Origin of the sequence: Pseudomonas sp. 7-41, assembly GCF_021233075.1 — a bacterium.
Taxonomy (GTDB): Bacteria; Pseudomonadota; Gammaproteobacteria; order Pseudomonadales; family Pseudomonadaceae; genus Aquipseudomonas; species Aquipseudomonas veronii.
On record NZ_CP089551.1, the window covers coordinates 3958604 to 3971755 of the forward strand.

A 13152-nucleotide genomic window follows, 5' to 3' on the forward strand; every position below is an offset into this window, starting at 1 on the left:
ACGCACCAATAGAGTGCGAGCAGGTTCCCCCCATGACACAGGCAACCGCTTTGCGCGTACAGGCCTTCACCACCGGTGATGTGGCCGCTCAATGCCGTGCGACACCCGGCTGGGTGCAGCACTACCAGCAGATGTCCCCCGGGCATTTTGCCGGGCAGATCCGCTACCTCGACCTGCACGGCGTGGAGGTCTACGAAGAGAGCATGAACACCCGAGTGGAGCAGCATTTCAACGCGCCGCCGGGGGCCCTGGCGTTCTGTTTCGACGGCAGCGACAACGCGCTGTACCTGCTCAATGGCGAGAGCCGCAACACCTGGATCACCCCGGAGAACTACCGTGAAGTGGCGGTGGTATTCGGGCCGCAGTTTGTGCAGCGCCATCGGTTGGATGTGGCGAAACTCGAAGGGTTGTTCATGGCGCCGCTGACCTGCCAGCAGAATGCGTTATTCAGCCGCTGGCTCAGTGGCACGCTCACACGGTTGTCCGGCACCACCGACCCGATCAGCCGCGATGCCCTCACCCAGCAGTTGCTCGACGATTGCCTGTTCATTCTCGACAACGCCTGCGTATGCCTGGACCGCCAGTCATTGCAGCGCCGCAGCGAAGAGCGCCGGCTGATGACGCGCATCGGCGAATGGGCGGTCGATGCACCGGATGACACCGTCAACCTGCTGGAGCTGGCGCAGATCGCCGGCGTGCCGTTGCGCCAGTTGCAACAAGGCTTCAAGACCTACACCGGAATGAGCCCGGCGCAGTGGTTGCGTTTGCGCCGCTTGAACGGGGCGCGGCGGGAGTTGTTGAGTTCAGCCGCGGCCACAGTGGCGCAAGTGGCGATGAACTGGTCGTTCTGGCATTTGGGGCGGTTTTCCAATAGCTACCGGGCGTTGTTCAAGGAGCTGCCGAGCGAAACCCTCAAGCGCGCCGTTTGAAACGCACTCTAAATGGTGGGAGGGGGCTTGCCGCCGATGGCAATGGGTCAGTCACCAGGAATATTGACTGAGACACCGCTATCGGGGGCAAGTCGAATCGTCGCACCGCCCCTCCCACATTGGACTGCATCAAGGCTGGGAGTTGAGGAAGGTTGCCATCAACTGGTTGACCCGCTCCGCCGCCTCCAACTGCACCATATGCCCCTGCCCCGGCAGGATTTCCACCTGGGCCTCGAGCCCCTCGGCATGTCTGGCCGGGATGATTGCGTCGTCGCTGCCCCAGATCACCAGGCTTGGCTGCTGCCCGACAATATTGCGCAGATCCAGGCGCTGCCGCCCGCCCTCGAACAGCTGGGCATTGAGCTGGCGCAACGCTTGATCCACGCCTTCGAGGCGCTTGAACTTGAGCATGTCCTCCAGCATCTGCCGCGTGACCAGCGCCGGGTCGCTGAACAGTTGAATCAAGTGCGGCTTGAGCGCGTTGCGGTTAGTCGCGTCGGTGAAGCCGTGCAAGTAGTCCGCGTTGATCTCTTCGCCGAGCCCGGCGCTGGCGATCAGGGTCAGCGAGGCGACCCGCGCGGGGGCCTGGCGCGCCACGGTCAGGCTGACCAGGCCACCCATTGAGTGGCCGGCCAGGTGGACGCGGTCGAGCGCGAGATGATCGAGCAACGCCAGCAGCGCCTGGCTCAACTCGTCGGCATCGCCGCTGCGCAGTTGCTTGCCCGACTCGCCATGGCCCGGCAGGTCCAGGGCGATCACCCGGCGCTGCGCCGCCAACCCCGGGTGGTTGAACAGCCAGTTGTTCAAGTCGCCGCCAAACCCGTGGACCAGCACCAACGGCGTGCCGCCCTCACCGAGGTCGAGATAACGCAAAAGCCGCCCGCCCACCTCGACTTTCTGCGCGCTGGGCCCGGACGCTTGCGCCTCGGCCGCACTCGACACGAAGCTGGCCTGGAAACCCTCGATTACCGCATCAATCTCGGCTTCCGTGGCCTCGCCCTCCACCACGATCCCGAGCAGCCCGCCCACCGGCAAGGTCTCGTCGCTCAGCGCCAGCACGCGGCGCAGCACGCCACTGAATGGCGCCTCGACGCTGCTGGAGATCTTGTCGGTCTCCACGTCGAGCACTTCCTCGCCCTTCTCCACCCGGTCGCCCGGCTGTTTGAGCCAGACATCCACGCGGCCTTCGGTCATCGACAAGCCCCACTTGGGCATGGTCAAGATATGGATCATGCGGCAGTCCTCTTATCGGCGATCTTCAACACCGCGGCTTCGATCTTCGCTGCGTTGGGGATGTACAGATCCTCCAGCGCATCGGAGAACGGCACCGGCGTGTGCGGCGCGGTGACCATTTCGATCGGCGCGCGCAAGAACGAAAACCCGCGCTGCGCGACCAGCGCGCTGATATCGGTGGCGATCGAGCAGCGCGGGTTGGACTCGTCGATCACCACCAGGCGGCCGGTCTTCTCCACGCTTTCCAGGATGCTGTCTTCGTCCAGCGGGCTGGTGGTGCGCAGGTCGAGTACTTCGCAGTCGATGCCTTGGCGCGCCAGGTTGGCAGCGGCTTCCAGGGCGATATGCACCATGCGCCCGTAGGTGACCAGGGTCACGTCATTGCCTTCGCGCACGTAATTGGCTTCGCCGAAAGGCACGGTGTATAGCTCTTCCGGCACTTCGCCCTGCAGGCTGTAGAGCATCTTGTGTTCGAGGAAGATCACCGGGTCGTTGTCGCGGATCGCCTGGATCAGCATGCCCTTGGCGTCATAGGGCGTGGCCGGGCACACCACTTTGAGGCCGGGGATGTGCGTCCACATCGAGGTGAGCATCTGCGAATGCTGCGCGGCGGCGCGCAGGCCGGCGCCGTACATGGCGCGCACCACCAGCGGCGTGGCGGTCTTGCCGCCGAACATGTAGCGGAACTTGGCGGCCTGGTTGAGCAACTGGTCGAGGCAGCAGCCGAGAAAGTCGACGAACATCAACTCGCACACCGGGCGCATGCCACGGGTGGCCGCGCCGACTGCCATGCCGACGTAACCGATTTCGGACAACGGCGCATCCAAGACGCGGTCGGGAAACTCCGGGTACAGGCCCTTGGTCACGCCGAGCACACCGCCCCAGGCATCCTGCTCGCCGGGGGAGCCGGTGCCGCCGGACACGTCCTGGCCGATGATGAACACACTCTGGTCGCGACGCATTTCCTGGGCCAGGGCTTCGTTGATTGCCTGCTGATAACTGATTTTGCGAGCCATGATCAATTCTCCACGGATTATTTTTGTAGTGGGTGGCGATTAGCGGTAAGCGACGTAGACATCACTGAGCAGGTCTGCGGCCTGGGGCTTGGGATCGGACTTGGCCAGGCGCACGGCGTCTTCGATCAGTTGCGCGACCTCCGCGTCGATGCGCTCGAACTGCGCCGCATCGAGCCAGCCTTCGGCGCTGCAGCGTTGGCGAAACAGCACCAGGCAATCGTGGGATTCGCGCAGGTTCTTCACTTCGTCGGGGCCGCGATAGGTTTGCGCGTCGCCTTCGAAGTGGCCGTAGAAACGGCTCAACTTGACCTCCACCAGCGTCGGCCCCTGGCCGCTGCGCGCACGTTCCACGGCCACCCCCAGGGCCGCGTGGACGGCGAAGAAATCATTGCCGTCGACGATCACCCCCGGCATGCCGAAGCCCACGGCGCGCTCGGCGATGTCTTTGCACGCTACCGACCAGCCCGAGCCGGTGGCTTCGGCGTAGCCGTTGTTTTCAGCCACGAACAGACACGGCAGTTTCATGATTGCGGCCAGGTTCATGGCCTCGAACACCGCACCCTCGTTGGAGCCGCCGTCGCCGAAAAACGCCACGGCCACGCCCTGGCTGCCCTTGAGCTTGGAGGCCAGCGCCGCCCCGGCCGCCAAGGGCGCGCCGGCACCGACGATGCCGTTGGCGCCGAGCATGCCTTTCTCCTGGTCGGCAATGTGCATGGAACCGCCCTTGCCACCGCACACCCCGGTTTTCTTGCCGTAGATCTCGGCCATCATGCCGAACACGTCCACGCCCTTGGCGATGCAGTGGCCGTGGCCACGGTGGTTGGAGGCGATGCAATCTTCATCGTTGAGGTGGGCCATGACCCCGGCGGCGCTGGCTTCCTGGCCGGCATACAGGTGGACGAAACCAGGGATCTCGCCAGTGGCGAATTCCACGTGCAGGCGTTCCTCGAAATCGCGGATGGTACGCATCACGGTGTAGGCATGGAGCAGTTGATCAGTGGACAGGTGAGTGGACATCTTGTTGTTCTCCAGGTTGTCTCGACACACAAAAGGCTGGCTGCAGCCAGTTGCAAGACCTTCAGCACAGCCTGTGCCAACGTCTCGAAAAACCTCGCACAGGCTTGATCCAGAGCAGTGCCACGCGGTTGTGCGGCGGCGACCGCCAACCACAGAATGAGACGCGCCATTGCAACCTGCCCGTGGCGTGCGCGGCCGGATGAGACGCTGCGTCTCACACCGGGCAGTTGGTCAGGCCGCCCTTGTCCCCCTGCGCGCATGCGCGCTTAATGGCGGGCATAACAACAAAAGATCGAGAACCGGAGGCCTTATGCTCGCCGCGAACTCCAAAGACCATGTCGACTGCGTCAGTCGCGTGGTCCGCAATGCCGATCGCCTGCCCCAGGCTCCGGTGCCGTCGCTGATTTTCGATTCATGGCGCCGTTCCATGGAGCAACACCACCTCGACCCTGGCTCGCTGCAAGGGCCACGCATTCTCAGTGAACCGCTGCTCAAGGAATGCCGTGAGCGCGCCGAACTGTTCATGCACATCGCCAGCGAAGAAGTCGGCCAACTCCACCACCGCGTGCGCCATGCCGACTACTGCGTGATGCTCACCGACGCCCAGGGCCAAACCATCGACCACCGCGTGGACACGGCGATTCGCACCGATTGCCGCAAGGCCGGCCTATACCTGGGCACCTGCTGGTCGGAAGCCGAAGAAGGCACCTGCGGCGTGGCCACGGTGCTGACCAGCAAGGCTGCCGTGACGGTGCATAAGCGCGATCACTTTCGCGCAGCGTTTATCGGGCTGACCTGCTCCGCCGCGCCGATCTTCGACCCCCAGGGCAACCTGCTAGGGGTGATGGACGCCTCGGCGCTCAAATCCCCGGATGACCGGCGCAGCCAGCATCTGGTAAGACAGATGGTGGCGCAGAGCGCACAAGCCATCGAAAATGCCTTCTTCATGCACAGCGCCCGTCAGCACTGGGTGCTCCAGGCCCACAGCACGCCCGGCTATGTCGACAGCCAGCCCGACCTGCTGCTGGCCTGGGACCAGGATGGGCGCCTGCATGCGTTGAACAGCAAGGCGCGCCAGGCCCTGCGTCGGCGCTTTGGCCAGGTGCCGGCGCATATCGGCGAGGTCTTCGACCTGGATGCGTTGCGCGCGGTCACCGATCAATCGGCGCAACAGCTGCACTGGCTGGGCGAGCCCGGCGCATTGCATGTGCGGGTCAGCGCGCCGCGGCGTAAGCCGGCGCGTCCAGCGAAGGCCGTAAACAATCAGGTCGACCCCCGGGTGGAAGAACACCTGCGCCTGGCCTTGCGGGTCAAGGACCGCAACCTGCCGGTGCTGGTGCAGGGTGAAACCGGCGCCGGCAAGGAAGTCTTCGCGCGCCAACTGCATGAGCGCAGCGCTCGTCGCAACGGGCCCTTCGTGGCGGTGAACTGCGCGGCGATCCCGGAAAACCTCATCGAAAGCGAGCTGTTCGGCTATGTCGCCGGGGCCTTTACCGGCGCGTCGAACAAGGGCATGCCCGGGCTGTTGTTGCAGGCCGATGGCGGCACGCTGTTCCTCGATGAAATCGGCGATATGCCGCTGGCCCTGCAGACGCGCTTGCTGCGGGTATTGGCCGAAGGTGAAGTGGCGCCGCTGGGTGCGGCAAAAACCCGTGCGGTGGATATCCAGGTGATCTGCGCCAGCCACCGCGACCTGGCGGTGCTGGTCAGCGAGGGACGCTTTCGCGAAGACCTGTACTTTCGCCTGGGCTGCGCACGGTTCTGCCTGCCACCCTTGCGCGAGCGCAGCGACAAACTGGCCTTGATCAATCGGCTGCTGGAACAGGAGGCGCACAGCGGCGCAATCTCCGTGGGCATCGGCCCCGCCGCGCTGGAGGTGCTGCTCGGGTATGCCTGGCCGGGCAATGTGCGGCAACTGCGCCATGTGCTGGCGTATGCCTGTGCGGTGTGCGACGGCGGCACCATCCAGCTGGCTGACCTGCCCGTGGAGGTGCGCGGCGAGCAGATCGAGGCCGACGTGGAACAACGTGTCAGCCCGGAACGCCAGGTGGTGCTGGATGCACTGATCCGGCATCGCTGGAAGCCGTCGCCGACGGCCCAGGCGCTGGGGATTTCGCGGGCGACCCTGTATCGCCGGGTCAACCAACTGGGCATCGACATGCCGGGCAAACATATCTGACCCAGCACCGTCAAACATGTGGGAGCGGGCTTGCCCGCGATGGCGGTGTATCAGCCACCGATGCCGTGACTGAACCGCCGCCTTCGCGGGCAAGCCCACTCCCACCTTTGAACCGCGTTATCGGTACACAATCCCACCATCGATCAACGGCGACTGGCCGGTCATGTAGTCCGCATCCGGCCCCGCCAGGTAAGACACCAGCCCGGCCACATCCTCAGGCGTTTCCGCACGGCCCAGGGCAATCCCGTCCACATACTTCTTATAGGTCGCACCGACTTCGGCGCCGGTAATCTCGGCCATGCGCTTGTCGATCTCGACCCACATATCGGTGCCGACCACGCCCGGGCAATAAGCATTGACCGTAATCCCGGCGCTGGCCAGTTCCTTGGCCGCCGCCTGGGTCAGGGCGCGCACGGCGAACTTGGTCGCCGAGTACACGCCCAGCAGCGCAAAACCTTCATGCCCGGCGATCGAGCAGGCGTTGATGATCTTGCCCTTCTGCTTGAGCGCCTTGAACTTCTTGCCGGCGGCCTGGATGCCCCACAACACACCCTGCACATTGATGCCCAGGGTGCGCTCGACCTGCTCGGGGCTGACGTCCAGCAGTGAATCGATCTGCGCCACCCCGGCGTTGTTGACGATGATGTCGAAACCACCGAGGGTCTGGTATGCATGTTCGACGGCGGCCACCACCTGTTCGCGCTTGGACACGTCGGCGATGAACACCGAGGCCTTGCGCCCTGCCGCGACGATTTCAGCAGCCACGGCTTCGAGCTTGGCGCCATTGATATCCACCAGCGCGATATCGGCACCGTCCCGTGCCAGGCGCAGGGCGATGGCGCGGCCGATGCCCTGCCCGGCGCCAGTCACCAGCGCAACTTTTCCAGCGATGAGGTTTCCAGCGGTACTCATAACGACCTCCTGCAACGATGAGAGAAGCCTCGTCTATCGCAGATGCACGCCAGGGCTGTCGAGGCGCACATGAATCGGCGTGCGCGCTGAGACCGGATGTCTCAATGCGCGAATCCTTGTAAATGCGCGCACTTATGCCTAGCTTATGCGCCCCCCGTCCTGCGCTTTAAGGCCTTGCCCCATGGTTCTGCGTTTTCGCCCCGTCGTCACGTCACGTTTCGCCCTCGGCCTGCTGCTCAGCGGTGGCATCGGCAGCAGCCTGGCTGCGGAAATTGAACTGCCGGCGGTACAGGTCCAGGGCCAGGATGAGTCCGGTTATCGCAGTGAAACCGCCTCGGTCGGCGGTTTCAATGAAGCGCCGCTGCTGGACACTCCCGCCTCGATCAGCGTGATCAACGCCGCCCTGATCAAGGACCAGCAAGCCCGCCTGCTCAGCGAAGTGCTGCGCAACGACGCCTCGGTGGGCGACAGCTACGCGCCGATCGGCTACTACGAAAACTTCGTGGTGCGCGGCTTCTCGCTGAACGCGGCGAGCAGCTACAAGATCAACGGCCGCACCATCACCGGCGAGCAGAACGTCGCCCTGGAAAACAAACAGCAGGTGGAAGTACTCAAGGGCCTGGCCGGCCTGCAAAGTGGGATCTCCGAGCCCAGCGGCGTGATCAACTACGTGACCAAGCGCCCGCAAGACGTGCGTTCGGTGACGGTGTCCACCGACGACCGCGGCAGCGGTTATATCGCCACCGACGTCGGCGGCTGGTTCGGCAGCGAGCGGCAGTTCGGCCTGCGCGCCAACGTGGCCCATGAAGACCTCAATTCCTACGTGGAACACGCCAACGGCCAGCGCGACTTCCTGTCCCTGGCGTTCGACTGGAACATCAACCCCGACGCGGTGCTGCAACTGGATGCCGAATACCAGAACAAACAACAGCGCTCGGTGCCGGGCTACCAACTGCTGGGCGGCAGTGAAGTGCCCCACGATGCATCGCCGAAACAGCTGCTGGGCCATCAAAGCGGTTCCAAGCAGGTCGGTATCGATTCGCTGAACCTCAACGGCAAGTTCGAATACCGCTTCAGCGACCAGTGGAAAGGCAGTGTCAGCGCGGCGCGCAGCAAGGTGGTGATCGATGACTACAGTTCGTTCGCCTGGGGCTGTTTCTACGTGAACACGTGCAACGCCAACACGTTCAGCCCCGAGGGTGACTACGACATCTACGACTACCGCAGCCCCGACGACACCCGCCGCGACGATGAAGTGCAGGCGGCCATGACCGGGCTGTTCGACACCGCCGGCCTGGGCCATGAATTGACCTTCGGCACCAGCGCGTTTCGCCGGGTGATCGACAAGCGCAAGGCGGTCAACGAGTACATCGGCAGCGGCAATATCAATCAGGACGCGCCGACGTTTGCGCCGACCAACGTGCCGCTGAACGACAGCCATCGCACCCTCGACAGCCGCCAGTACGGCGTGTTCGTCACCGACCGCATCCGCTTCAACGAGCAGTGGCAAACCCTCCTCGGCGGTCGCGAAGTGCGCCTCGATGAACAAGCCTTTGACAGCAACGGCGACCAGGCGCGCCACACTCAGCAATACGTGTTCCTGCCCCAGGCCTCGCTGATCTATAAACCGATTGAAAACATCTCGCTGTACACCAGTTACAGCAAGGGGCTGTCCCTGGGCGGCACGGCGCCGTGGTTCGCGAACAACGCGGACGAGACCCTGGCCCCGACCGTGTCGCGACAAATAGAAGCCGGCGTGAAATACGACTGGCGCCGCATCAGCTTCGCCGCGGCCGTGTTCCAGACGCGCCAGGCCTACCAGTACGCCAAGCCAGATGGCGCCGGGAGTTTCACCTACGTGCAACAAGGCGAACAGAAGAACACCGGGCTAGAACTGTCGGCGAATGGTTGGGCCACCGACCGCCTGCAGATCGCCACCAGCGTCGCGGCGATTCGGGCGCGGGTCAGCGGCAGCGGCACGCCGGACTACGAAGGCCACCAGGCGATCAACGTGCCCAAGCTGCGCGCCAGTGTCTACGCCGACTACGCGCTGCCGTGGGTCAACGGCCTGGCGGTCCTGGGCGGCGTGCAATACAGCGCCAAGAAGTACGCCAACCGCAGCGGCAATGTCGAGGTCGGGGACTATGCGGTGGTCAACGTCGGCAGCCGTTACACCACCAAAGTCGATGGCTATGAAACGGTGTTTCGCCTGAGCGTCGACAACCTGTTCGACAAACGCTACTGGCGCGACGCGGGCGAGTACATGGGCGATGACTACCTGTTCCAGGGCGCGCCGCTGACCGCGCGCCTGAGTGCCTCGGTCAACTTCTGACCGCGCACGGCCCCGGGCTTACTTGGGCATCTTGCGAAAGCCCACCGCCAGGCGGTTCCAGCTGTTGATGGTGGCGATGGCGACGCTCAGATCGACCTGTTCCTGGGGGCTGAACTCGGCGGCGAGTGCGTTGTAGTCTTCGTCTGCGGCGCGGGTCTGGCTGACCAGGGTCAGGCTTTCGGCCCAGGCCAGGGCGGCGCGTTCACGCGGGGTGAAGAACGGCGTTTCGCGCCAGGCCGACAATGTGTACAGGCGGCGTTCGGTCTCACCGCCCTTGCGCGCATCGGCGGTGTGCATATCGAGGCAGAAGGCGCAGCCATTGATCTGCGACACGCGCAGGCGCACCAGTTCCAGCAGGGGCAGTTCGATGGACAGTTTGCCCACTGCGGTTTCCAGGGCGAGCATGGCTTTCATGGCGTCTGGGGAAGCGGTGTAGAAATCGGTACGGGGTTGCATGGTAGAGCTCCTGAACACTGGAAATTGGTGGCCAGATTAGTCAGCGCAGCACTCAGGAGAAATAGCCAATTCCGGCAAAGATCAGGTAGCCAATGTGCCCACGGGCTCAGCCCCTCAGCGCGGCAGCGGAATCACGCGCAAAGGCCGCACCGATTTGTAGGAAAAGCTCGAGTAGATCTCTTTGACGCACGGCAATGTCTGCAACACCTCCCGCGCGAATTCGCCAAACGACTCCAGGTCCTTGGCCACCACTTCCAGCAGGAAGTCATAGCGCCCCGAGACGTTATGGCAGGCGACGATTTCCGGAATGTCGAGCAAGCGCTGCTCGAACGCCCGCGCAATTTCCTGGGTATGACTCTCCATCATGATGCTGACAAACGCCGTCACCCCATAGCCCAACGCCTTGGGCGACAGGATCGCCTGGTAACCGCTGATCACCCCGCTCTCTTCCAGGTTCCTGACCCGCCGCCAACACGGGGAGGTGGTCAGGGACACGCGCTCGGCGAGCTCGGCCACGGTCAAGCGGGCGTTGCCTTGCAGTGCGTTTAAAAGCGCCTTGTCGGTGCGATCCAGGCTGAGGGGCATAACGTGCCTCTAATCATTATTTTTAGGAAGATTTCATCCCATTGCGCGGGATTTGTCAGCAAATATTGCAAAGTTCAGCTGTGATCATGAGCATAGCATTGTAGGAAATAAGGAGTGTCCGACATGAACAATAAACACAATGCATTCGGCTTTTCCACCCGTGCCATCCACCACGGTTACGACCCCAAGGACCACCACGGCGCCCTCGTACCGCCGATCTATCTCAGCGCCACGTTCGCCTTCCCCACCGCCGAATACGGCGCCGCGTGTTTTGCCGGTGAAGAAAGCGGGCACTTCTACACACGCATTTCCAACCCGACCCTGGCCCTGCTGGAAGCGCGCATGGCGACCCTGGAAAACGGCGAGGCCGCCGTTGCCTTCAGCTCCGGCATGGGCGCGATTGCCGCCACCTTCTGGACCCTGCTGCGCCCCGGCGACGAGGTAATCGTCAGCCAGACACTCTACGGCTGCACTTTCGCCCTGCTGCACCATGGCATCGCGGAGTTCGGCATCAAGGTGCGCCATGTCGACCTCACCGACCTGGATGCGCTGCACGCCGCGCTGTCCCCGGCCACGCGTATGATCTACTGCGAAACCCCAGCCAACCCCAACCTGCAACTGGTCGATATTGCCGCCGTCGCCACGCTGGCGCACCAGCAGCCCAACGTCATCGTGGTGGTCGATAACACTTACTGCACGCCCTACCTGCAACGCCCCCTGGAGTTGGGCGCCGATGTGGTCGTGCATTCGGCCACCAAGTACCTCAGCGGGCATGGCGACATCACCGCCGGCATTGCGGTGAGCAACCATGCACTGGCGCAGCGCATTCGTCTGCAAGGGCTCAAAGACCTGACCGGTGCAGTCATGTCCCCGCAGGACGCATCGCTGCTGATGCGTGGCCTCAAGACCCTGGCCCTGCGCATGGACCGCCATTGCAGCAACGCCCAGGCAGTGGCCGAAGCCTTGCAGGCCCACCCCGCCGTCGAGCGCGTGACGTACCCGGGGTTGCGCTCATTTCCCCAGTACGAACTGGCGGCGCGGCAGATGCGGATGTCCGGCGGGATGATTGCCTTCGAGCTCAAAGGCGGGATCGCGACCGGCCGGCGCTTCATGAACGCACTCAAGCTGTTCAGCCGCGCGGTCAGCCTGGGCGATGCCGAGTCCCTGGCCCAACACCCGGCGAGCATGACCCACTCCACCTACACCCCAGAGGAGCGGGCAGCCCACGGGATCAGCGAGGGGTTGGTGCGTCTGTCGGTCGGGCTGGAGGACATCGCCGACCTGCTGGCGGATGTGCAGCAGGCTTTGACCAAGTGTCTGCGGGCTGCGCCGCGTGCGACACAGGTGGTCGAGCATGCGATGAAATAGCGCTCAGTCCACGGCCACCGTGGCCTCGCCGCAGGCCCCTGTCTGCGGCACCAGGTGAATATCCACGCGACGGTTCGCGGCGCGCCCGACGTCGGTTTCATTGCTGGCAATCGGCTGACTGGCCGCGAAGCCCTGGACGGCAAAGCAACTGTCGGCGATGTCGCCCATGCGCTGCATCCAGTCGCGCACGGCAGAGGCGCGGGCATGGGACAGCGCCAGGTTCTGTTCGACGGAACCGGTCGCGTCCGTATGCCCGGCGACCACGATCAGCCAGCCGGGTTGGGCTTTGATGTCGACCAGGGCATTGATCAGCACCTTGGCCGAGCCTGGCTTGAGCGTGGCACTACCGGCATCGAACAGCGACAGGCTGTCCAGTCGAACGGGGTCGGGCATAAGGGGTTCAGTGCCTGGACCGGCCAACCACATGCGCCAACCGATCCCTGCGAGCAAGGCAACGATCAGCGCCCCGAGCAGCCCCCACAGCGCGATGCGTGGCCGGCGCGCCACCACTGCGGGTGGCGGCAGGATCACCACGGGGCTCACCAGCGCCGGCGCCGGCAACCTGAGCGGCGCGAGCATCGTGCCGTCCGGCGCGGGGCTTTGCTCCAGCCGCTGGATCAAGCCGCCGACCTGATAGCGCAGGGCGTGCAGCGGTTGTAGAGGGTGGTCTAGATGAGCCCGCAAACGCACCTGCAAACGGGCCAACTCAAGGTCCAATTGAACCAGCGCGGGCACGCCGTGGGCGGTCATCGCCCGGCTGCGCAGCACCAGTTGCAGTTGCTCGAACAACCATCCCAGCAAGTCCACGCGCGCCGACGCCATCGGCGGCCACAGGCGCACCCACTCACCGCCCAGCGCCTCGATCAACGCCACACCTTGGGTGATGCCCTCGACCCCATGACGCTGGCCGCGAGCCAAGGTGTAAAAGCACGCGCTGTGCAACTCCGCGCCGTTTTGCTGGAACAGCGCAAGGCAGCCTTGCTCGACCTTGGCCCAGTCCACATCCGGGCAGGCGGGATGGCTGAGCTTGGCCAATTCCTCGCGCAAAGCGATGAACTCACTGAAGCCGCGCGGATCACCGCCGACTTGAATACGCATCTCAAACAACGCCGTCATCGGGTTTCC

At 64.1% G+C, this 13152-nt stretch carries 11 protein-coding genes; 4 read left to right on the forward strand and 7 right to left on the reverse strand.

The features are described 5' to 3' along the window. Positions 1-32 precede the first annotated feature (32 nt). Positions 33-929, forward strand: a complete 897-nt coding sequence (locus LQ249_RS17635; RefSeq protein WP_046383712.1) for a helix-turn-helix domain-containing protein — start codon at positions 33-35, stop codon at positions 927-929. Between the two features lie 129 nt (positions 930-1058). Here the strand turns inward: LQ249_RS17635 and LQ249_RS17640 are convergent, their stop codons facing one another. Genes LQ249_RS17640 through LQ249_RS17650 form a run of 3 tightly spaced genes read right to left on the reverse strand, consistent with a single transcriptional unit; the run spans position 1059 to position 4195 of the window. Then, positions 1059-2162 carry an acetoin dehydrogenase dihydrolipoyllysine-residue acetyltransferase subunit gene (locus LQ249_RS17640; RefSeq protein ID WP_017846571.1) on the reverse strand — a complete coding sequence of 368 codons (1104 nt, stop codon included), beginning with the start codon at positions 2160-2162 and terminating at the stop codon, positions 1059-1061. Further along, a complete protein-coding gene (locus tag LQ249_RS17645; RefSeq protein WP_017846572.1) occupies positions 2159-3178 on the reverse strand; it encodes an alpha-ketoacid dehydrogenase subunit beta in 1020 nt (339 codons plus the stop codon). The genes LQ249_RS17640 and LQ249_RS17645 overlap by 4 nt, the downstream gene beginning before the upstream one ends. Before the next feature lie 39 nt (positions 3179-3217). After that, positions 3218-4195 (reverse strand): thiamine pyrophosphate-dependent dehydrogenase E1 component subunit alpha, encoded by a 978-nt coding sequence (locus tag LQ249_RS17650; protein ID WP_046383715.1) that lies wholly within the window; start codon positions 4193-4195, stop codon positions 3218-3220. A 310-nt stretch (positions 4196-4505) separates the two neighbouring features. On the opposite strand from LQ249_RS17650, the gene LQ249_RS17655 reads away from it, so the two are divergent. Then, a complete protein-coding gene (locus LQ249_RS17655) occupies positions 4506-6374 on the forward strand; it encodes a sigma-54-dependent Fis family transcriptional regulator (protein WP_177034231.1) in 1869 nt (622 codons plus the stop codon). 117 nt (positions 6375-6491) lie between these two features. Here LQ249_RS17655 and LQ249_RS17660 read toward each other — a convergent pair whose 3' ends face one another. Further along, positions 6492-7286 carry an acetoin reductase gene (locus LQ249_RS17660; protein ID WP_017846575.1) on the reverse strand — a complete coding sequence of 265 codons (795 nt, stop codon included), beginning with the start codon at positions 7284-7286 and terminating at the stop codon, positions 6492-6494. 181 nt (positions 7287-7467) lie between these two features. Here LQ249_RS17660 and LQ249_RS17665 point away from each other — a divergent pair, with 181 nt between their 5' ends. Next, complete coding sequence (locus LQ249_RS17665; protein ID WP_232565727.1) at positions 7468-9618, forward strand: TonB-dependent siderophore receptor; 2151 nt, start codon at positions 7468-7470, stop codon at positions 9616-9618. An 18-nt stretch (positions 9619-9636) separates the two neighbouring features. Here LQ249_RS17665 and LQ249_RS17670 read toward each other — a convergent pair whose 3' ends face one another. After that, a complete protein-coding gene (locus LQ249_RS17670; protein WP_046383718.1) occupies positions 9637-10074 on the reverse strand; it encodes a carboxymuconolactone decarboxylase family protein in 438 nt (145 codons plus the stop codon). A 114-nt stretch (positions 10075-10188) separates the two neighbouring features. Then, positions 10189-10659, reverse strand: coding sequence for an Lrp/AsnC family transcriptional regulator (locus tag LQ249_RS17675; protein WP_017846578.1), 471 nt, complete (start codon positions 10657-10659; stop codon positions 10189-10191). A 123-nt stretch (positions 10660-10782) separates the two neighbouring features. On the opposite strand from LQ249_RS17675, the gene LQ249_RS17680 reads away from it, so the two are divergent. Next, the gene (locus LQ249_RS17680; protein ID WP_057004699.1) at positions 10783-12027 is read left to right on the forward strand and encodes a methionine gamma-lyase; all 1245 of its coding nucleotides are present in this window, start codon (positions 10783-10785) and stop codon (positions 12025-12027) included. Positions 12028-12030: 3 nt separating this feature from the next. On the opposite strand, the gene LQ249_RS17685 is transcribed toward LQ249_RS17680, so the two are convergent. Then, entirely contained in the window at positions 12031-13143 is a 1113-nt protein-coding gene (locus LQ249_RS17685) for an OmpA family protein (protein ID WP_057004700.1), read from the reverse strand. Between the last annotated feature and the right edge of the window lie 9 nt (positions 13144-13152).

Coding starts and splice junctions, on each gene's coding strand:
- LQ249_RS17685 (WP_057004700.1), bottom strand. CDS start 13,143: ATGACGGCGTTGTTTGAGATGCGTATTCAAGTCGGCGGTGATCCGCGC.
- LQ249_RS17655 (WP_177034231.1), top strand. CDS start 4,506: ATGCTCGCCGCGAACTCCAAAGACCATGTCGACTGCGTCAGTCGCGTG.
- LQ249_RS17680 (WP_057004699.1), top strand. CDS start 10,783: ATGAACAATAAACACAATGCATTCGGCTTTTCCACCCGTGCCATCCAC.
- LQ249_RS17640 (WP_017846571.1), bottom strand. CDS start 2,162: ATGATCCATATCTTGACCATGCCCAAGTGGGGCTTGTCGATGACCGAA.
- LQ249_RS17635 (WP_046383712.1), top strand. CDS start 33: ATGACACAGGCAACCGCTTTGCGCGTACAGGCCTTCACCACCGGTGAT.
- LQ249_RS17660 (WP_017846575.1), bottom strand. CDS start 7,286: ATGAGTACCGCTGGAAACCTCATCGCTGGAAAAGTTGCGCTGGTGACT.
- LQ249_RS17665 (WP_232565727.1), top strand. CDS start 7,468: ATGGTTCTGCGTTTTCGCCCCGTCGTCACGTCACGTTTCGCCCTCGGC.
- LQ249_RS17645 (WP_017846572.1), bottom strand. CDS start 3,178: ATGGCTCGCAAAATCAGTTATCAGCAGGCAATCAACGAAGCCCTGGCC.
- LQ249_RS17650 (WP_046383715.1), bottom strand. CDS start 4,195: ATGTCCACTCACCTGTCCACTGATCAACTGCTCCATGCCTACACCGTG.
- LQ249_RS17675 (WP_017846578.1), bottom strand. CDS start 10,659: ATGCCCCTCAGCCTGGATCGCACCGACAAGGCGCTTTTAAACGCACTG.
- LQ249_RS17670 (WP_046383718.1), bottom strand. CDS start 10,074: ATGCAACCCCGTACCGATTTCTACACCGCTTCCCCAGACGCCATGAAA.